Here is a 23,088-nt window from a genome sequence, read left to right as displayed (position 1 = left end):
CGTCGATCAGTCCGTTGCGGGCCGCGGACAGGGCGCGTTGCAGGTCCTCGCGTTCGGTGGTGGCGCCGGAAGCGTCGTCGGAGAACCGTAGGGCGATGGCCCAGCCGGGTTGGGAGTCGACGTAGGAGCGCAGCCGTTCTTCCTGGGCCTCGATGGAGTAGGGCTGCTGCTCGTCGTCGGTGGAGTGACGCAGGTAGATCCCGACCCGGACGGTGTCGAGTGGGTCGAGCGCGGGTTGGGGGGTGCGGTTCGCGCGGCTGCGACGTGTGGTCGCACGGGCCATGGCGCGTTTCCTTTGGGTCGACGCCCTGACGGCCACCGACGCTGACGGCGTCGACCGACAGTCCGCCCGGGAAGGCACATCGAACCCGTCACCTACGAGTTCTCCCGGCACTGGACCACCGAACGGATCATCGACTCTCAGGTTCGTGGCATTTCTTCGGTTTCCGCACGCTTTGGTGAGGTTGCGTCGTCTCAACGCGTCACCGCCGACCTGGTGCCACGGGCGGCGCTCGTCCGGTCGCTCGGCCGCGCGTTAGCTTGAGATGCGGGCTTCGATGCCGTCGAGGAGGAAGTCGAGGCCGGTCCGGAAGGTCTGGTCGGCGTTTAGGTGGGGGCCATCACGTACGACCGTGGCCAGTACGGGGAATCGGCCCGTTGCGAAGGTCCGCTCCAGATATGGCCCGAAGGCGGCCTGCCACTGCTTCTTGTTCGTCCCGGTGGCCCGCTCGGTGATCTCCCGGCGCACCGCGCCAACATGGCGCTGCTCGACGGCGCCCTGCTCGGCCTCGCGCTGGCCGCGCACCCGGCCGAATTTCCCGCCGCCGTCAAAGAATACGAACGCGAAATGTTCGAACGCACCAGCGCTGCCGGCCGGCAATCCGCGCACGTCCAGGAAATCCTGACGTCGCCGGACGTCAGCAAAAAAATTCTCGCATTCTTCCAACCTGCCTGAATGTAACCGAATACAACCAGGAAAACGGCCGCCCAGCCAGAACCGATCTGCCTTGGCTAGGCTGGCCGGGTGTCTCCGTATGTGCGGACGGTGAAGACGAAGTCCGGGGCGCAGGCGGTGCAGATCGTGTACTCGTCGCGTGGGGGCTCCTTGGAGCTGGAGCACATCGGCTCGGCGCATGACGACGCGGCGTTGGAGGCGTTGCGGGCGGTGGCGCGGCAGCGGCTGGCCCGCGGCCAGGGTGAACTGGACCTGGGCCTGGACGGCGCGCCGCCCGCGGGTGGGCCGCTGCCGATCACGTCGTCGCGGTCCGGCGCGCTGTGGGACGCGCTTAGGGCGATGGTTTCCGCGAGCCGGGCTACTCGAAGGAACGCCGCCTGGAACCGCAGATCACTATCGGGCTGCTCACCGACGCGTCGGGCTTCCCGCTCATGGTCGACGCGTTCGAGGGCAACAAGGCGGAGACCCACACGATGCTGCCCGTGATCCGGACGTTCATGACCACCCACCAGATGCCCGACGCCACCGTCGTCACCGACGCCGGCATGATCGCCGAGACGAACCGCACGGCGATCGAGGCCGGTGTAGCGGTCGTGCACGACGACCGCGCCGGCGGCGGCCAGTTCGGCGAGGACCGATTTTATGAAGGTGGCCAGGTCGCGGTCCCCAGCAGGAACTGGGTGTACAGCTCGGTGCAGGCCACCAGCAGGTACTTCTCTGCTTTCTTACGGCCGGGTCGGGGCGTTTTGCCCCGGCCCGCAAGGGGGTCTCGTCCATGACCACGACCGCCGCCAACGTGATCAGCGCGCGGATCCGCTGGTGGGCCTCACCCAGCGTCTGGGCGGTGCGGGCGAGCATGCCGTGGATGTAGAGGTGCCCGGTGGTCGATCGCGCGCGAGACGGTGCCTGGGAGCCGTGCGGTCGTGGCTGTCTCTGGCGATAATGGCGAAGTGACCGTCGACCTTCGTGACAGCCGGATCGCCGAGGTGTGCCGGCGTTACGGCGTCGCCGAGTTGTCCGTCTTCGGCTCGGTGGCTCGCGGCGACGACACCGACGAATCGGACGTCGACCTGCTGTACGTGCTGGCGCCCGACTCGAAGATCGGCTTCGAGATCGTCGACCTCCGAGACGATCTCGAAAAGATCGTCGGTCGTCACGTCGACCTGGTACCCAAGTCCCGGCTGAAGTGGGTCATCCGCGACCGAGTGCTCGCGGAGGCTCGGGTCCTTTATGCGGCGTGATGAGCTGTACCTCGTCGACATGATCGAAGCCGCGGTCGCCGCAACGGCGTTCGTCCAGGATGTCGACGAGGCCGCGTTCCTGGAGAGCGATCTGATCCAGAGCGCCGTCCTGCAGAAACTCCTGGTGATCGGCGAGGCGGCCGGACGAGTCTCGCCCGAGATCCGCGGACGGTGGCCGGACGTGCCGTGGCGGTCCGTCACCGGATTCCGCAACATCACCGTTCACACGTACTTCGAGGTCGACTGGTCAATTGTGTGGCGGATCGCCACGACCGCGCTGCGGGAGCTCCAGGAGCACCTGGTGATGCTTCTCAAGGCAGAGTTCCCGCTCGTCGCCAGCCAACTTGACCGGCCGCACTGACCGCGGGCACGTCGCCCTGGGTGTGGACGTACTGGCCGCCAGCCCCTCCTCAGCGAGTCGTGCCCGAGCGCAAGCACCTTCCCCGAGGCCAAACCGAATAGGAACGTCAACGCGACCACGACACCGACGGTCACGGTCACCAGGCGGGCCGAAGTGTCCAGAACCGCCAGGTGTACGGAACATTTGTTCGATTCAGTAGATGATGTTCCGACTGGCGTGGTCACTAGGCATCGCCCCTGGTCGAGATCCGGGTAGCGACCGGGCGGACGGCGATTTCTGGGTCCGCAACCAAGATCAGACGGTTCTTATGCTGGTACGTTAGGTCCACCATGGAATCACTGGCCCCCCTAAACTGGCCTCTGACGCGAAGATTCGGGACCGAATCTTCGCGCACCATGGTGCGCCTCGAAGACGGCGCCGCGATGCTGACCTGCTGACATGCGGTTTTCTCAGCCCACGGCGGCCACGAAACTCTTCTGGAACACTCACGAAGCAGATGGCTCAACCGGTTCCCCGGTAGCCCGTCATTCGCCGGCGGCTGCCGCCTGATGCGGACGTCGTCCGTGCAGCTGCGGGTGGGATTCCGACAGCGGTCGGCCGGCGAGCCAGGCGGTGACACCGGTGGTGAAGTTGGGGCATTGGGTGATGTCCTCGTGAGGGCAGCACAGTCCATGACTGATCGCATCACGGGCGGCCTGGGCCCGAGCGATCTGCTCGTCGAGTTCGGCGAGCTTGCGCCGGGCCAGCCGCCGCCATTCACCCGGCCCACGCTCGTGCGAGGCCATCAGAGCTTTCTGCTCGGCGAGCGTGAACCCCGCGTCGCTGTACAGCTGGATGGTGGCGACCAGCCGGGCCGCCGATTCCGGATAGCGGCGCTGGCCCGACACTCTGACCGGGGCAACGAGCAGGCCGACCTCCTCGTAGTACCGCAGCGCCGAGGCACTGACGCCGGCCCGGCGGGCCAGCTCCCCGATGGTGATCAGAACGCCAGGCCCCTTGACCTCAGGTGCCCTTGAAGGCTTTGACTGCCCGCCATGCGAACGCGACATGAACCAAGAATGCCAGCAGCAGTGACCCGGGCAGTTGACGCAGCTCTCGAGTACGCAATTCCCCGCATCGGGATCACCGCTGCCCGCCTCCTGGATCCCGACCTGGTCGGCCAGGCTCATCACCCCCGAGGCCCAGCCGGAAGACTGACCGCCTGGGAGATGGCCCATCGACCCTCCAACCGCCGCCGCTGCATCTGGGCCGTCTCATTGCTGGACGTGCAGCCCACCGACCAGGTCCTCGAGATCGGCTACGGTCCCGGCGTGGCGATCGCAGCCCTGGCTCGCGTGGGCGCAGCCCACGTCTACGGCGTCGATCACTCCGGCGTGATGCACCATCACGCCACGCGGCGCAACGCCGCAGCCGTCCGAGCCGGGAGAGTCACCTTGCTCAGAGCCTCCGTCGACGAGATCCCGCCCGAGATCGGCCCCTTCGACGCCATCCTCGCCGTCAACGCGCTGGGGTTCTGGTCCGCCCCAACCGAGCGGCTCACCCGGCTCCGTCAGCAACTCACACCGGGCGGGTGCATCGCCATCGTGTCCCAGCCCCGCTGCCCGGGAGCCACCGCGAAAACCTCCCGGAACGCCGCCCGGGACATCGAAACCCTCCTGATTCAAGCCGGACTCAGTAACACGCGTACCCAGACCCTTCTGCTCGACCCTCCAGCGGTATGCGTCATCGCCACCGCTTCACCCCAGAACCGGGGTGCCGAACCGTGAACATGACCGCGCCCCCGGTATGCGCTGAGCCGCACAGCGCAAGTTCCTCGGATCGGCCACGCAGAACCGGCCGCACCACCGTCATCACCACATAATCCAGCGTCGCGAATCCGAGAGCAGACAACCTGAAGATCGCCCCAGCGTGCCCGACGCTGGGCCGCACTGATGGACCAGATGAGCGTCGGCGACCGGCACATTCTGTCCGTTCTCTACGCCAAGCTCGACCGCAGCGCAGCCATCGCGACCAAGGGAATCGTCAGCGAACAGTCCTGGGCATATCTACGCCAGGCCATGCTGGTCGGATTCTCCGCCTGACCCCGCAGGCGATCGGCTCCACCGAAAGCTGCTGACCTGCCGGTTTGCCACCAAAGGGATCGCTACGGCCGGCTCGTTACACCGGTTCGCCGGACAGTCCCGAGGCTGTGGCCCATCTGGTCACGATCTCGCGTGCCTCGTCGGTCGTCATACCTGGGTAGCTGCTACTTCGTGGTCTTGCTGCCTTCCGGGTGCGGCCGGGCGTGGTGGCGCGTTCTACGTGGCGTTGCCGGCGGGCACCGGCTTGTGGAGCCATCGTGCAGATCGCAGCGTTGACCAGGGTCTGGTTGGCGGCGCCGGCCTTGGGGGCGCCCATGCCGAAGACGGTGGAGGTGAAGACGTCGACGGTCCGTCGCCCGGTGCTGTCGGTGTAGGCCAGGTTCGAAGGCAGTCGTTCACCGAGTCGCTGCCGGCGGTGCCGACGCGGGCGCGGCTGACGGCCCGGCTGCGCGAGCAGGCCGGGCGGCTGGTGGCCCGACGGGATCTGCGCGACGGTCGTGGCCAGTGCGCGGCAGCTGGAGCTGTCGTGGCCGACGGTCATGGACGCGGACTTCGGACGAACTCATCGCTCCGCCTGCCCCGTTTCCGCGGCCGATGCGCGTGCAGGGAGCGAGGAGAGCCCGCTGGGCAGGCCGAACCGGATCGTCTCGTGGGCGACTCGCACGGTTCTGGTGTCGACTGGGCCGAGGGCCTGCAGATTCGCGACGATCTCATCCACGAGCGCGGGAGCGGCCGACGCGCCGGCCGTGACGCCGACGGTGCGCACACCGGCGAGGTCCGCGAGCGGCACTTCGCCGATGTCTTCGACCAGGAGGGCCCGCGTCCCGGCGGCCGCGGATCGCTCGACCAGCCGCAGCGAGTTGGAGGAGTTCGCGGAGCCGACCACGAGGAGGAGGTCGGCATCGGCCGCCACCGCGCGAACGGCGTTCTGCCGGTTGGTCGTGGCATAGCAGATGTCGTCCGAGGCCGGGCCGCGGATGCCGGGGAAACGCTGTTCAAGCGCGTCGACGACCGTCTCGGCCTCATCGGCGCCGAGCGTGGTCTGCATCACGTAGGCCGCAGGAGCGTCCGAGTCGGGCAGCAACCGGACATCTTCGGCCGTCTGCACCAGGACGGTCCGGCCGGGCGCTTCCCCCAGGGTTCCATCGCTCTCCTCGTGCCCGGCGTGGCCGATGAGGTAGACACGGTCGCCGCGCATGGCATACCTGCGTACCTCGGCATGCACTTTCGAGACCAACGGGCACGTGGCGTCGATGACGTTCAGCCCGCGCTTCTCAGCGTCCTGCCGCACCGCCGGAGCGACGCCGTGCGCGGAGAAGACGACCGTGGCGCCTTCAGGTACCTCGTCGAGTTCGTCGACGAAAACGGCGCCGCGCGAAGCGAGGTCCCGCACCACGTGCGTGTTGTGCACGATCTGCTTGCGCATATAGACGGGGTGCGGGAACCGGGCCAACGCGATCTCCACGATCTCGATGGCCCGCTCGACTCCGGCGCAGAACGATTGCGGCTCGGCCAACAGGACGGTGCGCGGGCCGAGCGCCGCCCGCCATCTGGACAGCACCCGATCGACAGCGTCCGGCGTCGGCGTGCTGCTGTCAGCCGTCGCAGCCGTCGCAGCCGTCAGCGCGATCGCGCACGGGCGCTCGGCCGTGTCCTGGCCGAGCGCGGCCGCGATCACCGGCTCGTCCGCGGTGACGCCCAGATCGTCGAGCGTGCCGGAATGCACAGTGAGTCCCGCCCTCCTCAGCTCTCCGGCGATGAGAGAGGCGGATCCGCAGGTCACTGTGTCCTGTCCTGCCGAGAGCTGACTGACCACGAGGACGTCGCCGGGCCGGACGCCCGGGGATGAGGGGGCGACGATGCCGGTCACCACCCATGGTTGGTCCTGCGTCACAGAAGACCACCGATTCTCGTGTCGGAGACTATTTGACGTCCTCCCCCTCGTGAACGAGGAGGATTCCAACTACACGAACAGGAGTTCGCGTTGGTGACAAACGGTAGATGGACGTACTGCGTTTCGTCGCAGCACTGTCCCGTTCGCCGGGACAGTCGTTCGCCAAGGATCCGTCCGCAGTACTGCAATACACATACGCGTCAGGGCCGGCGGTATGCGCGGCTGAGAGCGGAAGGAGCTTCATGGCCATGCTGGAAAGCATCCGCGGTCCTCGTGACCTCGACGCACTGTCTCCTGGTGAGCTGGACGTCCTGGCGACGGAGATCCGCGCTCTGCTCGTCGACAACGTGACCAGCACCGGCGGGCACCTCGGCCCGAACCTGGGCGTCGTGGAGCTGATGCTCGCCCTGCACTGCGAATTCGACTCGCCGAACGACCGCATCGTCTTCGATACCGGCCACCAGTCGTACGTGCACAAGATCCTCACCGGGCGGGCGGGCGACTTCGATCAGTTGCGGCGCCGCGGCGGGCTGTCCGGATACCCGGCGCGCAAGGAGTCGTCGCACGATCTGGTGGAGAACTCCCACGCTTCCACCGCCCTGAGCTATGCGGACGGGCTGAGCAGGGCGCTGTCGCTGGCGGGCGACCGCGATCGCCGGGTGGTCGCCGTGGTCGGCGACGGAGCCATGACCGGCGGCATGGCCTGGGAGGCGTTGAACAATGTCGCCGTCGGCGACAGATCGAATCTGATCGTCGTCGTCAATGACAACGGCCGATCCTACGCCCCGACGGTCGGCGGCCTCGCCGAGCATCTGGGCGCTCTGCGCAGTGGATCGCCACAGGGCGACTCCCGGGAGCGAGACGCTGCGGCGCTCCACACGATCTTCACCAGTCTGGGCCTGAGGTATCTCGGCCCGATCGACGGGCACGATGTCACGGCGCTCCGATGCGCGTTCCGGATCGCCCGAGACCGCGGGGAAGCGGTGGTAGTGCACTGCGTGACCCGTAAAGGTGCGGGATATCCGCCGGCCGAACGAGACGAGGCGGATCGCTTTCACGGTGTGGGATCTGTCGATCCTCCAGGCAGTTCCCGGGTTGCGCATCGCCGCTCCGCGGGACGGTGCGACGCTGCGTGCACAGCTCCGCGAGGCGTTGGAGGTCGCGGACGCCCCGACGCTGGTGCGCTTCCCCAAGGGTCGGCCGCCCGCGGATATCGCCGCCCTCGACCGGCGCGGGGGAGCGGACGTACTGGCAGAACCCGGCGGCGGCAGGAGGGATGTGCTGCTGGTGTCGGTCGGCGTGATGGCGCAGACCTGCCTGACGACGGCGAAGCGGCTGACCGAGGTCGGCTGGGCGGTGACCGTGGTGGACCCGGGCTGGGTCAAGCCGATCGACGAGGCACTCGTAACGCTGGCCGCCGAGCACCGCCTGGTGGTGACGGTCGAGGACGGCGTCCGGGCGGGCGGTGTCGGTTCCGCTCTCGCTCAGGCGCTGCGAGAGGCGGAGGTGGACGTGCCGCTACGGGATTTCGGAACGCCTGCACGCTTCTTGAGCCACGGCACCCGTGGAGAGCTGCTGGAGGAGTCGGGGCTGACGGCGGAGCAGCTCGCGGCCGCAGTGGAGAAGTCCTGCCGGAGGCTGTGCGCTGATGATCCGCCGTCGGCCGACGGGCTCGATATCGCCTCGAGTGCGCAAGAAGGTGTGCGAGCACGAACGTGCCGCTTGGTTTGCCTACCATGCCGCGCTCTGCGCTCGCGCCGCGGCGCAAGTCCCGCCAGATCATGGTCGGCAACGTGCCGGTCGGCGGCGACGCCCCGGTGTCGGTGCAGTCGATGACCACCACGCTGACCTCCGACGTGAACGCGACGCTCCAGCAGATCGCCCAGCTGACCGCGTCCGGCTGCCAGATCGTCCGGGTGGCCTGCCCCTCGCAGGACGACGCCGACGCACTGCCGATGATCGCCAAGAAGAGCCAGATCCCGATCATCGCGGACATCCACTTCCAGCCGAAGTACGTCTTCGCCGCGATCGACGCGGGCTGCGCCGCGGTGCGGGTCAACCCGGGCAACATCCGCAAGTTCGACGACCAGGTCGGCGAGATCGCCCGGCGAGCCAAGGCCGGCGTGCCGCTCCGCATCGGCGTCAACGCCGGCTCGCTGGACCCGCGGCTGTACGAGAAGTACAGCCGAGCCACCCCCGAGGCGCTGGTCGAGTCGGCGCTGTGGGAGTGCTCGCTGTTCGAGGAGCACGACTTCCGGGACATCAAGATCTCGGTCAAGCACAACGACCCGGTCGTCATGATCCAGGCCTACCGGCTGCTGGCCGAGGCCTGCGACTACCCCCTGCACCTCGGCGTGACCGAGGCCGGCCCGGCGTTCCAGGGCACCATCAAGTCCGCGGTGGCCTTCGGCGCGCTGCTGGCCGAGGGCATCGGCGACACCATCCGGGTCTCGCTCTCGGCCCCGCCGGTCGAGGAGGTCAAGGTCGGCACCCAGATCCTGGAGTCGCTCGGCCTGCGCAAGCGCGGCCTGGAGATCGTCTCCTGCCCGTCCTGCGGCCGCGCGCAGGTGAACGTCTACACCCTGGCCGACCAGGTCACGGCCGCGCTGGACGGCCTGAACGTCCCGCTGCGCGTCGCCGTCATGGGCTGCGTCGTCAACGGCCCGGGCGAGGCCCGCGAGGCCGACCTGGGCGTGGCCTCCGGCAACGGCAAGGGCCAGATCTTCGTCAAGGGCGAGGTCATCAAGACCGTCCCGGAGGCGCAGATCGTGGAGACCCTGGTCGAGGAGGCGGTCCGGCTGGCCGAGGAGATGGGCGCGTACCTCGGCGACGGCGCCCCCGAGGTAGCGGTCCGCTGACCCGCGCGGCGGGCTGTCACCGCTGGCGTGTGGTCAGGTGTGGTGAACGTGCCAGATCCCGGGCAGCGCTGTGGGCGGCCCGCCGCAGTTGATGGGAGACCGCCGGCACGTCGAGACCGTGGACCGGGCCGGTGACGGCGAAGACCGCCATTACGGTGCGCGCGGGACTCCAGATCGGAGCGGCGACGCAGGTCGTTCCGCGGCAGAGTCCGTTGACGTCGATGGCGATTCCCTCGCGCCGTATGCGCTTCAGTTCCCCGCTCAGCTCCGCGGTCAGGTCGTCGTCCGCGACGAAGTCCGAGTGCGCGGTGAGCACTCTGCCTATGGCGGTCGTGTGTTTCGGGAGCACCGAACCGGATTTGACGCGCAGACGGACACCGGTGTGACCATGCAGGTGTTCCAAGCAGAGCGCGCCGTGCATGTGTTCCACACACAGGTGGACGGAATGCCCGGTGCTTTGGAAGAGGTCGAGGAGGTGCGGCAGCAGAAAATCGCGCAAGGCAGACGCGTATCCGCCGGATGCGTGCTTGACCAGGCTCATCATCCGCGGGCCGAGTCGATATCCGGCGCCGTGGCGGTCGGCGAGACGCAGGTTGGTGAGCGTGCCGAGCAGGCGGTGTACGGTCGATTTCGGCAGACCTGTGATTCGTGCCACCTCCGACAGCCCGATCCAGGCGCCGTCGGCAGGCAGGGCGCCGAGCACGAAGTACGCCTTCTCCAACAGGTTCCGTGCCGACGATCCTTGCTGTGAGCGAGTCCAATTCTCGCGTTTTCGTTCCTTGGAGGGCTCGGCCTCGATAGCTGTCGCCTCGGTCGTCGCGGTGTCGCAGTAGGACATGTTTTCGTCCTCCAGGTTGGGCATCTGCCAGGGTGTGGCCCGATCGCCTCAATGCATTGCCACTGCGGGCGGCGCGCTCGGCGCCGTCCAAGCGGGCTGCTGGTTGATCAGTCGAGGGGGCGGGATCCGGGAATGGTGTCTATGAGCTCCTTGGTGTAGGGGTCGGTCGGGGATGTGAGGATGTCCTCGGTGGCGCCGGCTCGACGAGCCGGCCCGCCCGCAGCGCTCCGGTGCGATGGGCGATCTGGCGGACGACGGCCAGGTCGTGCGAGATGAACAGGTAGCTGACGCCGAGCTCGCGCTGCAGCGAGACCAGCAGCCGCAGGATCTGGTCCTGGACTGAGACATCGAGGGCTGAAACAGGCTCGTCGCAGATCACCAGGTCCGGGCGCAGGACGAGCGCGCGGGCGATGGCGACGCGCTGGCGCTGCCCGCCGGAGATCTCGGCGGGGCGGCGGCGCAGCAGCGCGGCGGGCATCGCCACCTGCTCCAGCAGCGCCCGCGCCCGGGTGGCCCGCTCGTGCCGGTCGCCGAGGCGGAAGGCGCGCAGCGGCTCGGCGACGATCTGCTCGACCGTCTGGCGCGGATCGAGGGAGGTATACGGGTTCTGCTGGATGAATTGGATACGGCGGCGCAGTGCGCGCAGTGCGGTGCCGCGCGCCGCGGTGATGTCCGCGCCGTCGAACCGGATCCGCCCGTCGGTCGGATCGAGCAGTCGCCCCGACATCCGGGCGATGCTGGTCTTGTTTCGCGGGCCAGCTTCTCCAGATGGTCGAGGATGCGGCGTTGGACCGTGACGTCCAGCGCACTGGTCGGCTCGTCGGCGATGATCAGCTGAGGCCGGGCGGCCAGGGCGATGGCGATCAGCACGCGCTGGCGCAGCCCGCCGGACAGCTCGTGCGGATACTGCCCGGCACGCAGCGAGGGGTCGGCGACGCCCGCCTGGTCGAGCAGCTCCACCGCGCGTGCGCCGGCGGTCCTGCGGTCGGCCCGGCCGTGGAGCAGCAACACCTCGGCGACCTGGCCGCCGACCCGCCGCACCGGGTTGAGCGATGCCGACAGATCCTGCGGGAGGAAGCCGATCGCACCGCCGCGCAGCGTGCGCAGCTCGCGCTCGGGTAGCGCGGTGATTGTCGGTGCCGTCGAAGCGGATGCTGCCCGCCTCGCGGTAGCCGCCGGCCGGCAACAGGCCGATCAGGGCGTGGGCCAGGGTCGATTTGCCCGAGCCTGATTCGCCGACCACGGCCAATGTCTCGCCCGCGGCGAGCTGCAGGTCTACGCCGCGCACCGCGCGCAGGAGTCCGGTCGGGGTGCGGTAGCAGATGGACAAGCCCTGGACGTCCAGGAGCAGCTGGGGCTGGCGTGTCATCTCGGCAGCCTGCCGTCTTCGCCTTGGACGGCGCGGGCGATCCGGTTGGCGGCCAGGACGGTCGCGGCGATGACGAGCCCCGGCAGGATGCTCAGCCACCAGGCCTGGGCGAAGTAGGAGCGTCCTGAGGCGACCAGCGAGCCCCATTCGGGGGTGGGCGGGGGCGCTCCGTAACCGAGGAAGCCCAGGGTGGACACCGCCAGCAGACTGGCTCCGAACTGGACGGCCGCGAACCCGAGTACCGGCCCCCACGCGTTGGGCAGCACGTGACGCAGCAGCACCGCCGGACGGCGCACGCCGATGACGTGGGCGGCCTCGGTATAGGGCGCGACGCTCACGCGCAGCACTTCGGCGCGGGTGATCCTGGCGAAGCCCGCGATCCCGGTCACCCCGACCGCTACCGCCGTCTTGGCAGTACCGAACCCCAGAGCGGTGACCACCGCGAGCGAGACCAACAGCGAGGGGATCGCCAACAGCACGTCGGTGGCGCGCATCAGCAGATCGTCCGTCCGGCCGCCGGCCGTCCCCGCGATCAGGCCCAGCGCGGTACCGCAGAGCATACCGACGACCAGCGCGATCGCCGCGGCGGAGAGCGAGAGGGCGGCGCCATGCAGGACCCGGGCGTACAGATCCCGCCCCAGTTCGTCGGTCCCGAACAGGTGGGCGCCGCTCGGCGGCTGCAGGCGGTGGACCGGATCGGCGGCCAGCGGGTCGCGCCCGATGAACAGTCCGGGGGCGAGCGCGGCGATCAGGATCAGCGCGAGCATGGCCGCCGAGAGCACCAGGCCTGGTGGGTACGGCCGCCGGGTACGCACCGCTGCGACGGTGGGCGCGGTCTTGATCACGCTCATCGGGAGGCTCCGGCGGTTCGGGCGATCCGTGGATCGACGAGCGGGACCAGCAGGTCGAGTGCCAGGCTGACCAGAGTGAAAACCAGCGCGCCGAAGACCACGAGACCCTGAACGGTCGGGATGTCCTGGGTGCTGACGGCGGTGGCCGTGGCGCGTCCGATCCCGGTGCGGGAGAACACCGTCTCCACCGTGACCGCGCCGGCCATCAGATCGCCGACGAGCAGCCCGGCCACGGTCAGCGCGGGGATGGAAGCGTTGCGCAGCGCGTGCCGGAACAGCACGCGGGCGGGCCCGGCGCCTGTGGCGAGCGCGGTCTGGATGTAAGGCTCGCCCAACGCGGTGATCAGGCTGCGGGTGAGGACCTGGGCCAGGATCGCCCCGGTGGGCAGCGCCAGCGTCAGCGCCGGAAGCACCAGGCCGGGCCGGCCGTCGTTGCCGACGGCCGGCAACAATCGCCACCGGAAGGAGAAGAACTGGATCAGCAGCAGTCCGACCCAGAAGCTCGGTGCGCTGACGCCGACTGCCGGCAGCGAACGAAGGCCTCGTCCGAACCAGGCCGCAGAAGCACGCCCATACCATGACGGCAGCGGGAGGGCGCGGACGGTCGCCAGCGCCACCACCGACGCTCCGAGCAGGGCCGCCAACAGCGCTGCGGCGGCGAGCTGCAGGGTCTGCGGCAGGGCGTCGGCGATCAGCCTGGTCACCGACTGCCCGGTCTGCACGGAAGTCCCGAAGTCGCCGTGGAGCGCGGCCGCCAGCCGGGACAGGTACTGCTCGGGCAGCGGCCGGTCGAAGCCGTAGGCCTTGCGCAGTGCGGCGATCTGCGCGGCGCTCGGCACACCGCCGCCGGCGCCGCCGGCGCCGCCGAGCGCCATCGTCGAGACCGGGTCCGTGGGCAGCAGGTACAGCAGCCCGAACGAGACGGTGAAGGCCGCCCACAAGACGAACGCCGCGTGCACCAGTCGCCGCAGGAGGTATCGGGTCACGGCGCTACGCCGCCTTGGGCGGGGCGACCAGGGACTGCGAGGCCGCGTTGGCGATCCGCCACAGTTGCTTGACCGTTCTGGCCAGTTCGCCACTGCGGCCGCTCTCGCGTGGCGCGCCTTCGCCGAAGGCCAGAAGCACCTTTCCGAGGGCGGTGCCGTGCGCCGGCAGGACACTGCCCGCGCCGATCGGCGCGGGTGCGCTGCGATGCCCGAACAGCCGCTCGAGGCAGAGCACGCCCTGGTCTCTGAGCACCCCCAGGTGCACCGCCTCGTCGGTCAGCCGCTGCAGGTCCAGCAGGAAAGGCAGCAGTTGCTCGCGCAACCCGTCGCGCCGCAGGCACGGGGTGGACTTGACCAGTCCGCCCACGTGGCGGCCGAGCCGGTAACCGGACGGGTGCCGTTCTGCCAGGCCGAGATCGGTGAGCAGTCCGAGCAGGCGGAGCGCGGTGGTCTTGGGCAGGCTGGTGCGCCGCGCGACCTCCGAGACTCCGACCAGGTTGCCGTCGCCGGGCAGCACGTCCAGGATGAGGACAGACTTGGCCACAGCGCCGGGCAACCGCTGCCGATGCGTGCTGTCGGGCAAAGCTTCGTCTCCCTTCGGAGGCGGGGTCCGGTACTGCCGAGGCCGATGTCGTCTAGGAGAGCCAGGCGTCGTAGAACAGCGGATGCGCCACCGTGTCGAGCGCGACCCCGTGCACTGAGGTGGAGAGCGCCACCGCCGAGCTCTGCTCGAACAACGGGATCGCGTAGCCGTCGCCGATCAGTTGCTGCTGCGCCTGCGAGACCAGTGCGGCGCGCTTCGCGGGGTCCGCCTGGGTCGACTGCGCGAACAGCGCGGTCTGCAGCGGACCGGCACTGAGGCGGACCGCATTGAGGCCCTCGGCGGTGTAGTAGATGCGCAGGATGTCCGGGTCCGCGTTGGACGAATCGCCAACGACCAGGTCGTAGTCGCCGCTCTTGAACGCCGCCAGCGCCCCCGAGGTCGGCACCGGATGCAGCGTCAGCCCGACGCCGATGGCCTTGAACTGCTGCTGGACCAGTTCCAGCGCGGACTGGGTGACGGGATCCTCGCCGAACCAGACCACGGTCAGCTGCAGCCGGACGCCGTTCTTGACCCGGATGCCGTCGCCGCCCCTGACCCAGCCGTCGCCGTCCAGCGACTTCGAGGCGGCGGCCGCGTCGGTGGCCAGGCGGGAGCGCAGGTCGGTGTAGTCGGTGGTGGTGGAGGACAGCACGCTCGTGGCCGCGCTGTACCCGGGTCCGAGCGCCGCGATGATCTGGGAGCGGTCGACGGCGGACGCCAGTGCGAGGCGGACCGTGCGATCGCTGATGAACGGCCGTGAGGTGTTGACGTTGATGCTGGTCGCGAGGCCGGGGATGGCGCGGGACAGCACGGTGGCGCCGCCGCCGGTCAGCGCCTGGCGGTCCTGCGAGGTCAGGTCGCTGATACCGGCGAACTGGCTGGACTGAAGCCCGCCGAGGCGCACGCCGTCCTCAGTGACGATCTTGAAGACGATCCGGTCCAGATACGCCGGGCCCTGATGCGCCGAGCCGGAGGCGGCCCAGGTGTAGCCCTTGCGCGCAGTCTCCGTCACCTGTTGGTCGCGGGTGAAGGAGCTCAGCACGAACGGACCGCTGCCCACGATGCCTCCGGCGCAGCGCTGGTCCGCCGACTTGGCCGAGGTCGCGGGAGCAACGATGCCCAGGCTCACCGTGGAGGTCGCGTCCAGGAACTTCGCGTTGGGCTTGCTGAAGTCGACTCGCACCTTGTCCGGGGCGAGCACGGCACTCTCCTTGTATCCGGTCAGGTAGCCGGAGGCGAGGATCGCACGGGCCCCGAGCGCGACGTCGCCGTCGAGCGCGGCCTTGACCGCCGTGGCGGTCAGCGCGGTCCCGTCGCTGAAGGTGACCCCTGGCCGCAGGGTGAAGGTGAAGCTCTCGGCGTTCGCCGATGCCTGCCAGGACGTGGCGAGCCAGGGCCCGAGCCTGCCCGTGCCCGGATCGCGCACAGTGAGCGAGTCCACCAGGCCGCGGGCGGCGGTCAGTTCGGCGCCGTCCCCGGCCTGCTGCGGGTCGATGCAGCGTACTTCGTCACCCAGGGCGAAGGTGAGCGTGCCGCCCGGGCGCGGTGTCGCGCCGCCGGCGCCCGAGCCCTGCGCCGCGGAATCGGAGGTGCAGCCGGTCAGCGCGACGAGCGCGGCACCAGTCAGGCCGAGCGCGGCTTTCAGAAGCGAACGGTGGTTCCGTGCATCCGCGCCGGTCGTGTGCACGATTGGTCTCCTAGCGTCAGTCACGGCCATACATGGCGAACACGCCCGGCCGGGTCCGGCGGGCGGCGGCGTGCGACACCGCACGCGGTCAAGGAGTGTCGGGTCAGCTCAGGATCGGCGCGGATCGCGGCGACACGGACACGGCCCGGCTGCGAAGCAGCGCTGGGACTCGGTCCGGCAAAGGGTGCGCGACATGGCAGCAACCTTCCCCGTGATCAATTGTTCCGACTATTGGATGCTAAGGGAAGAATCGCTCACTGTATAGAGGTTGTTTCGTCGAATGGAACATGAATGCCGTCAACGAAAACAGTCACGCCTTCGAGACGTTTTTCGGTGGCAGCATATCGGTTGACTGCGCAGTGGGGGTCAACTAATTTCGACTAGAATCGAATGCCGACCCCGCCGGAAAAGAGGTACCCCGTGGCGTCCGCCCGCGAACTCCACCTCAACATCAACCTGCTGTCCGGAGGAGCGCACCACGGCGCCTGGCGGCATCCCGGCGTCGACCCGCTGGCATTCATCCACGTGGACCGGTATGTCGAGTCCGCGCGCATCGCGGAGCGCGGCAAGTTCGACGCCGTCTTCCTCGGTGACGTGCCCGGCATCGCGGAGGACATCGCCTACCGCCCCCAGTTCAACGGGCTCGAACCGACCCTGGTGCTGACCGCGATAGCCCGGGCGACCGAGCGCATCGGCCTGATCGCGACGGCGTCCACCAGTTACAACGAGCCCTACAACATCGCCAGGCGGTTCCAGGCCCTCGACCTGATCAGCCGGGGCCGGGCCGGCTGGAACGCGGTGACCACCGCGACGCCCGCCGTCTCCCTCAACTTCGCGCGCACGCTGCCGGATCGCGATGAGCGCTACTCCAGGGCCAGGGAGTTCATCGACGTCGTGCTGGAGCTCTGGCGTACCTGGGATCCGGAGGCGCTGCTCGTCGACGTCGAGGGCGGACGGTTCATCGACACCGACCGGCTGCCGCCGATCGCGCACCAAGGGGAGCACTTCAGCGTGCTGGGCCCGTTCTGCCTGCCGCCCTCCCCCCAGGGGCACCCGGTGATCGTCCAGGCGGGCGGTTCGGAATACGGGCGCGAGGTGGCGGGACGCACCGGCGAGGCCGTCTTCGCCAGCGGCACCGATCCGCGGAACGCCCGCGCATACGCCGACGAGCTGCGCCGTCAGGTGGCCGCTCACGGCCGCGATCCGCGCAGGCTCGTGATCCTGCCCGGCCTGGTGACCACGATCGGCGGCACCGAGCAGGAGGCGCGGCGGCGTCGGCACGAACTCGACCAGCTGGACCTGGAGTCCGGCGGCGCGCCCAACGGGCACCTCACCGTCGTGGGCACGCCCGAGCAGGTGGCCGACACCATTCAGCTGTGGTTCGAGACGGGCGCCGCCGACGGCTTCAACCTGATGCCGGACGTCCTGACGGACGGGTTGCCCGCCTTCGTCGACCAGGTCATACCCATCCTCCAGCAGCGCGGCCTCTTCCGCACCGAGTACCGGGGAACGACCCTGCGTGACCACTACGGTCTGCCGCTGCCGCCTCACGTGGCCAATATCGGCGCGTCGGCTACCGCGGTGACCGTCGGGTGACGGCGCGGGGATGACCCGAGAAATCTGTGGGCGGCCCTCTCGACCGAGGACCGCCCACAGGCTTTCACCCGAGGATCACCACCGCACCGGCAGCGACCGAACCCCATAGGTCAGCATGTCGTGGCGGAAGGACAGCTCCTCGAGCGGCACCGCGAGTTGCAGCCCGGGAAGCCGTTCGACCAGCCCGGCGAGGACCACCTCCAGTTCCAGCACCGCGAGCGGCACCCCGAGGCAGCGGTGGATTCCCGCGCCGAAGGCCAGGTGGGCCGGCGCTGCGCGGCTCAGGTCCAGCACGTCGGGCCGCTCGAAGGCCTCCTCGTCCCGGTTGCCCGAGTTCAGCGAAAGCAGCACTCCCTCGCCCTTCCGCACGAGCTGGCCGGCGATCTCGACGTCGGCGGTGGCGATCCTGGACAGGCCGTGGTTGCCGACGCTGTGGTAGCGCAGTAGCTCCTCCACCGCGCCCGGGACCAGCTGCGGGTCCTTGCGCAACAGCTCGGCCTGGTCCGGGTGCTGGGCCAGGCTCAGACCGATCAGGCCGATCATGTTCGCTGTGGTGTCGTGCCCGGCTATCAACAGCAGCCGCGCGATGGTGAGCAGCTCCTCGTGGGTCAGCTCGCCGGGCCGGACCTGCTCGACCACCAACCGTCCGAGCAGATCGTCGGTCGGCTCCCGCTCCTTCTCGCGCAGCAGCCGGTCGAGGTAGTCCTGCAGATCGCCGAACGCGGTCCGCACCTGCTGCGGCGAGGCTCCGGCGGACATCGCGACATAGGTCCGATCCTGGAAGAACTCCCGATCCTCGTCCGGGACGCCGAGTATCCGGCAGATCACGGTGGCGGGAATGGGCAGCGCCAGGACCTGGACGAGGTCCACCGCGTCGGCCGGCCCGGGCGCGGCTTCGACCAGGCGGTCGAGCAGGCCGCCGGCGATCTGTTCGACCAGCGGGCGCAGCGCCGCGACCCGCCCCGAGGTGAACTCCTTGGCGAGGATGCGGCGGATCCTGGTGTGTTCCGGCGGATCGAGGCGGACCAGCCAGCGGGTGTTGTCCCCGGCCAGCGCGGCGGCCGCGGCCGTGGCTTTCGGGAAACCCGGCCTGCTGGTGTCGGAGCTGAACGCGGGATTGTGCAGCACCTCACGGATCTGCGCATGGCGGGTCACCAGCCAGGTGGTGCTGCCGTCCCACAGCCGCACCCTGGTCAGCGGCTGGCCACGGCGGCGCAGCTCGGCCAGCGCGGGCGGCGGATCCAGCGGCCACCGGCGGGGCATCGGGAAGGCGGGCAGATCATCGGTGTCCACGGCGGTGCTGGTCACAGTCACGACGCTCCTCAGGCGGGTGGCGGTGTGGCGGCACGGCGGGCTCGGCCCGCGAGCGCCGCCACGGTGATCGAGAGCAGGGCGAGGATCAGGAAGCCGGCACCGCCGAGGAAGGCGTCCGCGATCGCGTGCGCAGTGGCGGTCCGGGGCGCGGTCCCCGCCTCGCTGTGCCGCAGGGCGGTGCCGTACACGGTGACCAGGACGGCGATGCCGATGGCGCCGCCGAACTGCTGGAAGGTCTGCAGGACGCCGGAGACCGCGCCCGAGTCGCGCGGCTCGACCCCCTTGAGGATCAGCCCGGTCAGCGGCATCAGGAAAGTGCCGATGCCGAGGCCGATCAGGATGAGCGGAACCAGCATCCCTGCCGCGTATGTGGAGCCGGCGTCAAGCGTGCCCAGCCAGCCGATGCCGACGGCGCACAGGCCGATCCCGATCAGAATGAGCGGGAACGGGCCGAACCTGGGCAGCAGCCCGCGGCCGCCGCGGGCGACCGCGAACACGACCAGCGCCATCGGCAGGAAGGCCAGGCCGGCCTGCAGTGCGCTGTAGTGCAGCACGTCCTGCAGGAACTGCGGGACGAACAGCGAGATGTTGAAGTTCGAGGCCATGGCCAGGGCCATGGCCACCAGCGCGGCGGCGCGGGTGCGGTCGGCGATCAGCCGCAGCGGCATCATCGGCTGCTCGACCCGGCTCTGCCGCCGGACGAACAGCGCGAGCAGCACGATGCCGAGCCCCACGGCGCCGAGGGTCGTCGCGGTCCAGCCGCTGTCCGAAGCGTGGATGAACGCCCAGGCCAGAGCCACCCCCCCGGCCGTGGCGGTGGCGGCGCTGGGCAGGTCGATCTGTCCGGGATGCCGTTGCGGCTCCGCGACGTAGCGCGGTGTGAGCACCACGATCGCCAGACCCAACGGCACGTTGACCAGCAGGACCCAGCGCCAGGAGGCGATGTCGGTGAGCACGCCGCTCACGATCATGCCGATGGCCATGCCGAGTCCCGCGACCGTCGCGTAGGCGGACAGCGCGCGGTCGCGCGCCGGCCCCTCGGCGAAGTTGGCCATCAGCAGCGACATCGCCCCCGGCGCGGCGAACGCCGCCCCCGCGCCCTGCAGCGCGCGGGCCGCCAGCAGCCACCCGGCGTCGGTGGCGAGACCGCCGAGCAGCGAGCTGACGGTGAACAGCAGCACCCCCGCGGTGAAGGTTCGGCGCCGGCCCAGCACGTCGCCGGTGCGCCCGCCGAGCAGCAGCAGGCCTCCGTAGCTGAGGATGTAGGCGTTCAGGACCCAGGGCAGGCCGGTGGCCGAGAAGTGCAGGCCCGCCTGGATCTCGGGCAGCGCCACGGCCATGGCCATGGCGTCGACGACGACCATCATCTGGCAGGTCACGATGATGGCCAGCACCAGGCCGGCATGCCTGCTGCCGGCCTGCTCGCCGATCTTGGTCTGGGCAGGAGCGGAGATGGACATGTGTGGAGACTCGTCCTTGCTGTTCTAGAGGGTTGCTGATCCGCTTGCGCCGACGGGTTCCGCGGGCGTCGCCGGCCCGGAGGCCGCGTCCCTCGGACTCCAGGCGACCGGGAGGGCGGCGAGGGCGTGGAAGATGAAGCCGCCGGGCAGGTATTCCGGCTGGAAGTCGTCGGCCAGGCGCAGTCCGGGCAGGGCTGCGGCGAGCGTCTCCAGCGCGATGCGAGCCTCGAGCCGGGCCAGCGGGGCCCCGACGCAGAAGTGGGCGCCGAAGCCGAAACCGAGGTGCCGCGGCGGACCCTCGCGGTCGAGCCGGAACTCGTCCGGGTCCTGGAACTGGGCGGGATCGCGGCCGGCCGCCGCGAACATCACCCGCACCCGGGATCCGGCGGGCAGGTCCACGTCCCCGATACGCACCTGCTCGGCGGCGACGCGCAGCGCGCCCTGGACGGAGGAGTCGTAGCGCAGCGTCTCCTCGACTGCGGCGGCGGCTGACGCGTGGTCCTCGGCCAGCGCCTGCCAGCGTTCCGGCACGGCCAGCAACTGGTGGACGGCGTTGGCGATCAGGTTGGTTGTCGTCTCGTGACCGGCCGCGATCATGAAGCGGAGCGAGACGATCGCCTGGTCCAGGGTGCACAGTGGCTCGTCGCCGAGCGTGGCCCGGTACAGCCCGGAGGCGAGATCCGTCCCACCGGCGCCTTCAGACGTCTCCTGGCCCGCTCGGCTGAGCAGCAACGCGCGCAGGTAGTCCTCGTAGGCGAGCAGGCCCTCGGCCATCGCCGTCTGCTGCTCCTCTGGCAGCGGCACCACCTGCAGGGCCAGCCAGGCATTGTTCCACTCCTTGACGGTCGCCCGGTCGGCGGTGGGGATGCCGATGACCTCGCCGATCACGGTGTATGGCAGCGGATAGGCGAAGTCCTTGAGCAGATCGCCGGTCCCCGACGCGGACAGCCCGCCGGCCAGGTCTCGGGCGATCGCGCGGATCGAGGGTTCGAGCGCCCGCAGCCCGCGCGGGGTGAAGTATTCGCTGATGAACGTCCGGAAACGGCTGTGCTCGGGCCCGGCCACGTTATAGAGCGCCGGCTGGAAGAACAGCGTGCGCTCCAGCACGGCGCGGGCTCGCGGGGCGAGCGGGACGTGGCCGTCCAGGTTGTGGCGGCTGGTCAACCGCTCGTCCTCCCGCAGTACCGCGAGCAATTCCTCGCGTCCGGTCACGATCCACTCGTCGAATCCCCCGTGGTGGGCCACCGGGATCGTCGCGCGCGTCTTGGCATACGCCGCATAGGGGCAGGACAAGAATTGTGCCGACTGCGGGTCGAATATCTCATCGACCGTCCACTGCGCAGTTCCGGGACCATTTTCGGGCATCGTGAATTCCTTGGTCTTGGACAGGCATACGAGAATCTAGCACATCGCCTGGCAAAGCTGCTGTCAAGTCGTGCCAGGGTGTGTCACGTGGTATTAATAGTGCGATTCCCGTGACAGTTTCTGAGTTAATTGTCACGCTTCTCGGATCTTAATCGGGCGGTGCCCGGCCGCTGCCGTGCCGGGCGGATCCGAAGAAGTCATCGGTAATGGCGGCAGCGCACTGATATCCTGGGGTAGGCAACTCGACCAGTCTTCCCGCCTGCGGGGCAAGGGGGCGCAGACGTGATGCGATGTCCGGCCGTTCGTTCAGCCATGACCGATCCCGGCTGCCAACCGACCGCCGCATCGAGGAAGCTGACATGCCTTCAGACAGTTCGACCGCCGCGACCAGCCCTGACAGCAAGCTGGTAGGCTCGCGCGGCGCCGCCGAGATGCTGGGCGTGACCGACGCCGCGATCCGCAAGCTGGTCTCGCGCGGCCGGTTCCCTCCCGCCGACCTCCTGCTCGACGGACGCCGGCTGTGGTGCCGCACGACCATCGAGCGCTTCGCCGCCCATCGCCGGGGCCCCGGCCGGCCGCGCAAATCCCTCACCGTCGATCCGCTCCAGCAGGCGGCCAACTGAGCCGCCGCGGGCCTGCGGGCCGAGATGCCGCGGCGCGTTGTCAGGACGCTGTCCCGGCTTACGGAACAGCGTCCTGGTCACGCCCCGCAGTGCCACGTACGGTCTGCGGGTTCCGCATCATCGACAGGCATGCGGCGGGAGGACGGCACCTTGACCACCGACAGCGATACGCGCCGGTTCGCCGATGACCCCGCGGGGTTCTTCGGTCACTCCTACGAGGCGATGCACTCCGTGTCGCGCCGGGATCTGACCGAACTCCAGACCGCGGCGCTACGGATGCGTTTCACCCAGCTGCGGGACCGGATCGTGGTCCTCAAGACGATGGCCGACGAACAGGGCGTCACCGCGATCGAGCGGATAGACGACGCGGCGCCGCTGCTCTTCCAGCACACCGTCTACAAGTCGTATCCCGTGTCGCTGGTGACCGACGGCCGGTTCGACCGGCTCACCCGATGGCTCGACCGGCTCACCGTACGAGACCTGAGCGCCGTCGACGTCGCCGGCTATGAGGGCGTCGACGGCTGGTTGCGGGCGCTGCAAAGCCAGACGGACCTGCGGCCGGTCCACTCCTCCGGCACCACGGGAACGATGTCGTTCCTGCCGCGCACCGTCGGCGAAGCAGACCGGATGTTCGTCACCGCGCGGCTCGGCCTGGTCCCCGGCCTCGACCCGTTCGCGGTCGGGGAGGACCGATACCGGCACACCGTCTGGCCCGCGTTCCGCCATGGCGGCAGCGCCATCATGCAGTTCGCCGACCACCTGGTGCGGCACGTGGCGGGCGGCGAGGAACGGTTCCACGCGCTGCATCCCGGCCGGATGAGTTCGGACGTGCTCTTCCTCGCCGGACGGCTGCGCGCGGCGCAGGCCCGCGGGGATGTCGACGCGCTCGATCCCGGGCCCGCGCTGCGGGCCCGCAAAGCCGAGTTCGACCGGGCGCAACAGGAGATGGCTGCGAGCCGGTCGGCGTTCCTAGGAGACCGCTGAAAAGGTCGGCGCGCCTCCCCAAGGTAATGATCCTTTTTGGGA

20 protein-coding genes and 5 pseudogenes are annotated in these 23,088 nt (G+C 69.5%); 11 read left to right on the top strand and 14 right to left on the bottom strand.

Annotated features, from left to right (window positions below; all coding sequences use genetic code 11):
* On the bottom strand, positions 1 to 283 hold a 283-nt coding region (locus CV1CTNOD_RS15465), incomplete at its 3' end, for a recombinase family protein (RefSeq protein WP_131786788.1).
* 252 nt (positions 284 to 535) lie between these two features.
* Positions 536 to 757 (bottom strand): annotated as a pseudogene (locus CV1CTNOD_RS26760) (TetR/AcrR family transcriptional regulator C-terminal domain-containing protein); the annotation flags it as partial.
* Here CV1CTNOD_RS26760 and CV1CTNOD_RS26755 point away from each other — a divergent pair.
* The 4 genes and pseudogenes from CV1CTNOD_RS26755 to CV1CTNOD_RS15440 all read left to right on the top strand — a co-directional run.
* Positions 752 to 955: pseudogene (locus CV1CTNOD_RS26755) on the top strand (FAD-dependent monooxygenase); the annotation flags it as partial. The pseudogenes CV1CTNOD_RS26760 and CV1CTNOD_RS26755 sit on opposite strands and share 6 nt — an antisense overlap.
* 69 nt (positions 956 to 1,024) lie before the next feature.
* Positions 1,025 to 1,551 (top strand): annotated as a pseudogene (locus CV1CTNOD_RS15450) (hypothetical protein); the annotation flags it as partial.
* A gap of 354 nt (positions 1,552 to 1,905) precedes the next feature.
* Complete coding sequence (locus CV1CTNOD_RS15445; protein WP_131786783.1) at positions 1,906 to 2,196, top strand: nucleotidyltransferase family protein; 291 nt, start codon at positions 1,906 to 1,908, stop codon at positions 2,194 to 2,196.
* A complete protein-coding gene (locus CV1CTNOD_RS15440; protein ID WP_131786782.1) occupies positions 2,186 to 2,557 on the top strand; it encodes a HepT-like ribonuclease domain-containing protein in 372 nt (123 codons plus the stop codon). The genes CV1CTNOD_RS15445 and CV1CTNOD_RS15440 overlap by 11 nt, the downstream gene beginning before the upstream one ends.
* A 524-nt stretch (positions 2,558 to 3,081) precedes the next feature.
* Here CV1CTNOD_RS15440 and CV1CTNOD_RS15435 read toward each other — a convergent pair.
* A complete protein-coding gene (locus CV1CTNOD_RS15435) occupies positions 3,082 to 3,606 on the bottom strand; it encodes a MerR family transcriptional regulator (protein ID WP_165485541.1) in 525 nt (174 codons plus the stop codon).
* 21 nt (positions 3,607 to 3,627) lie between these two features.
* Between CV1CTNOD_RS15435 and CV1CTNOD_RS15430 the strand changes: the two genes are divergently transcribed.
* Entirely contained in the window at positions 3,628 to 4,323 is a 696-nt protein-coding gene (locus CV1CTNOD_RS15430; protein WP_242606721.1) for a class I SAM-dependent methyltransferase, read from the top strand.
* A gap of 174 nt (positions 4,324 to 4,497) precedes the next feature.
* Complete coding sequence (locus CV1CTNOD_RS24810; protein WP_165485540.1) at positions 4,498 to 4,638, top strand: hypothetical protein; 141 nt, start codon at positions 4,498 to 4,500, stop codon at positions 4,636 to 4,638.
* 76 nt (positions 4,639 to 4,714) lie between these two features.
* On the opposite strand, the gene CV1CTNOD_RS15425 is transcribed toward CV1CTNOD_RS24810, so the two are convergent.
* Both CV1CTNOD_RS15425 and ispH read right to left on the bottom strand, forming a co-directional pair.
* Entirely contained in the window at positions 4,715 to 5,179 is a 465-nt protein-coding gene (locus tag CV1CTNOD_RS15425; protein ID WP_131786779.1) for a hypothetical protein, read from the bottom strand.
* 21 nt (positions 5,180 to 5,200) lie between these two features.
* Positions 5,201 to 6,532 carry a 4-hydroxy-3-methylbut-2-enyl diphosphate reductase gene (gene ispH / locus CV1CTNOD_RS15420; protein ID WP_242606720.1) on the bottom strand — a complete coding sequence of 444 codons (1,332 nt, stop codon included), beginning with the start codon at positions 6,530 to 6,532 and terminating at the stop codon, positions 5,201 to 5,203.
* Positions 6,533 to 6,780: 248 nt separating this feature from the next.
* On the opposite strand from ispH, the pseudogene CV1CTNOD_RS15415 reads away from it, so the two are divergent.
* Positions 6,781 to 8,098, top strand: a pseudogene (locus tag CV1CTNOD_RS15415) (1-deoxy-D-xylulose-5-phosphate synthase N-terminal domain-containing protein); the annotation flags it as partial.
* A 170-nt stretch (positions 8,099 to 8,268) separates the two neighbouring features.
* The gene (ispG, locus tag CV1CTNOD_RS15410) at positions 8,269 to 9,390 is read left to right on the top strand and encodes a flavodoxin-dependent (E)-4-hydroxy-3-methylbut-2-enyl-diphosphate synthase (RefSeq protein ID WP_131786777.1); all 1,122 of its coding nucleotides are present in this window, start codon (positions 8,269 to 8,271) and stop codon (positions 9,388 to 9,390) included.
* A gap of 16 nt (positions 9,391 to 9,406) precedes the next feature.
* Here the strand turns inward: ispG and CV1CTNOD_RS15405 are convergent, their stop codons facing one another.
* From CV1CTNOD_RS15405 to CV1CTNOD_RS15380, 6 genes and pseudogenes are all read right to left on the bottom strand, one after another.
* Positions 9,407 to 10,228, bottom strand: a complete 822-nt coding sequence (locus CV1CTNOD_RS15405; protein ID WP_165485539.1) for an IclR family transcriptional regulator — start codon at positions 10,226 to 10,228, stop codon at positions 9,407 to 9,409.
* Positions 10,229 to 10,335: 107 nt separating this feature from the next.
* Positions 10,336 to 11,597: pseudogene (locus tag CV1CTNOD_RS27390) on the bottom strand (ATP-binding cassette domain-containing protein).
* Positions 11,594 to 12,448, bottom strand: a complete 855-nt coding sequence (locus tag CV1CTNOD_RS15395) for an ABC transporter permease (RefSeq protein ID WP_131786775.1) — start codon at positions 12,446 to 12,448, stop codon at positions 11,594 to 11,596. The pseudogene CV1CTNOD_RS27390 and the gene CV1CTNOD_RS15395 overlap by 4 nt, the downstream one beginning before the upstream one ends.
* Positions 12,445 to 13,434, bottom strand: coding sequence for an ABC transporter permease (locus CV1CTNOD_RS15390; RefSeq protein ID WP_131786774.1), 990 nt, complete (start codon positions 13,432 to 13,434; stop codon positions 12,445 to 12,447). Before CV1CTNOD_RS15390 ends, CV1CTNOD_RS15395 begins: the two co-directional genes overlap by 4 nt.
* 4 nt (positions 13,435 to 13,438) lie before the next feature.
* A complete protein-coding gene (locus CV1CTNOD_RS15385; protein WP_165485537.1) occupies positions 13,439 to 14,017 on the bottom strand; it encodes an IclR family transcriptional regulator domain-containing protein in 579 nt (192 codons plus the stop codon).
* 52 nt (positions 14,018 to 14,069) lie between these two features.
* Positions 14,070 to 15,704, bottom strand: coding sequence for an ABC transporter substrate-binding protein (locus CV1CTNOD_RS15380; RefSeq protein ID WP_165485536.1), 1,635 nt, complete (start codon positions 15,702 to 15,704; stop codon positions 14,070 to 14,072).
* 390 nt (positions 15,705 to 16,094) lie between these two features.
* Here CV1CTNOD_RS15380 and CV1CTNOD_RS15375 point away from each other — a divergent pair, with 390 nt between their 5' ends.
* The gene (locus tag CV1CTNOD_RS15375) at positions 16,095 to 17,300 is read left to right on the top strand and encodes an NtaA/DmoA family FMN-dependent monooxygenase (RefSeq protein ID WP_131786771.1); all 1,206 of its coding nucleotides are present in this window, start codon (positions 16,095 to 16,097) and stop codon (positions 17,298 to 17,300) included.
* Positions 17,301 to 17,375: 75 nt separating this feature from the next.
* Here the strand turns inward: CV1CTNOD_RS15375 and CV1CTNOD_RS15370 are convergent, their stop codons facing one another.
* The 3 genes from CV1CTNOD_RS15370 to CV1CTNOD_RS15360 are packed head-to-tail and all read right to left on the bottom strand — an operon-like array spanning position 17,376 to position 21,439.
* Positions 17,376 to 18,614 (bottom strand): cytochrome P450, encoded by a 1,239-nt coding sequence (locus CV1CTNOD_RS15370; RefSeq protein ID WP_207386469.1) that lies wholly within the window; start codon positions 18,612 to 18,614, stop codon positions 17,376 to 17,378.
* Between the two features lie 8 nt (positions 18,615 to 18,622).
* Positions 18,623 to 20,074 carry an MFS transporter gene (locus CV1CTNOD_RS15365; RefSeq protein WP_131786770.1) on the bottom strand — a complete coding sequence of 484 codons (1,452 nt, stop codon included), beginning with the start codon at positions 20,072 to 20,074 and terminating at the stop codon, positions 18,623 to 18,625.
* A gap of 24 nt (positions 20,075 to 20,098) precedes the next feature.
* Positions 20,099 to 21,439 (bottom strand): cytochrome P450, encoded by a 1,341-nt coding sequence (locus CV1CTNOD_RS15360; protein ID WP_131786769.1) that lies wholly within the window; start codon positions 21,437 to 21,439, stop codon positions 20,099 to 20,101.
* A gap of 290 nt (positions 21,440 to 21,729) precedes the next feature.
* Between CV1CTNOD_RS15360 and CV1CTNOD_RS15355 the strand changes: the two genes are divergently transcribed.
* Together CV1CTNOD_RS15355 and CV1CTNOD_RS15350 are read left to right on the top strand one after the other, a co-directional pair.
* Complete coding sequence (locus CV1CTNOD_RS15355; protein WP_131786768.1) at positions 21,730 to 22,062, top strand: helix-turn-helix transcriptional regulator; 333 nt, start codon at positions 21,730 to 21,732, stop codon at positions 22,060 to 22,062.
* Positions 22,063 to 22,212: 150 nt separating this feature from the next.
* Entirely contained in the window at positions 22,213 to 23,046 is an 834-nt protein-coding gene (locus CV1CTNOD_RS15350; RefSeq protein ID WP_131786767.1) for a hypothetical protein, read from the top strand.
* Positions 23,047 to 23,088: the final 42 nt, after the last annotated feature.

This window comes from Protofrankia symbiont of Coriaria ruscifolia (assembly GCF_900634745.1).
GTDB lineage: Bacteria > Actinomycetota > Actinomycetes > Frankiales > Frankiaceae > Protofrankia > Protofrankia californiensis.
Note: the sequence above shows the minus strand (reverse complement) of the source record. Positions and strands in the feature narration are given on the sequence as shown.

What these genes read in the sequence shown, in the direction of transcription:
- CV1CTNOD_RS15440 (WP_131786782.1), top strand. Translation starts at nt 2,186, where the DNA reads ATGCGGCGTGATGAGCTGTACCTCGTCGACATGATCGAAGCCGCGGTC.
- CV1CTNOD_RS15435 (WP_165485541.1), bottom strand. Translation starts at nt 3,606, where the DNA reads ATGTCGCGTTCGCATGGCGGGCAGTCAAAGCCTTCAAGGGCACCTGAG.
- CV1CTNOD_RS24810 (WP_165485540.1), top strand. Translation starts at nt 4,498, where the DNA reads ATGAGCGTCGGCGACCGGCACATTCTGTCCGTTCTCTACGCCAAGCTC.
- CV1CTNOD_RS15425 (WP_131786779.1), bottom strand. Translation starts at nt 5,179, where the DNA reads ATGACCGTCGGCCACGACAGCTCCAGCTGCCGCGCACTGGCCACGACC.
- ispG (WP_131786777.1), top strand. Translation starts at nt 8,269, where the DNA reads ATGCCGCGCTCTGCGCTCGCGCCGCGGCGCAAGTCCCGCCAGATCATG.
- CV1CTNOD_RS15405 (WP_165485539.1), bottom strand. Translation starts at nt 10,228, where the DNA reads ATGTCCTACTGCGACACCGCGACGACCGAGGCGACAGCTATCGAGGCC.
- CV1CTNOD_RS15395 (WP_131786775.1), bottom strand. Translation starts at nt 12,448, where the DNA reads ATGAGCGTGATCAAGACCGCGCCCACCGTCGCAGCGGTGCGTACCCGG.
- CV1CTNOD_RS15375 (WP_131786771.1), top strand. Translation starts at nt 16,095, where the DNA reads ATGCCGACCCCGCCGGAAAAGAGGTACCCCGTGGCGTCCGCCCGCGAA.
- CV1CTNOD_RS15365 (WP_131786770.1), bottom strand. Translation starts at nt 20,074, where the DNA reads ATGTCCATCTCCGCTCCTGCCCAGACCAAGATCGGCGAGCAGGCCGGC.
- CV1CTNOD_RS15360 (WP_131786769.1), bottom strand. Translation starts at nt 21,439, where the DNA reads ATGCCCGAAAATGGTCCCGGAACTGCGCAGTGGACGGTCGATGAGATA.
- CV1CTNOD_RS15355 (WP_131786768.1), top strand. Translation starts at nt 21,730, where the DNA reads ATGTCCGGCCGTTCGTTCAGCCATGACCGATCCCGGCTGCCAACCGAC.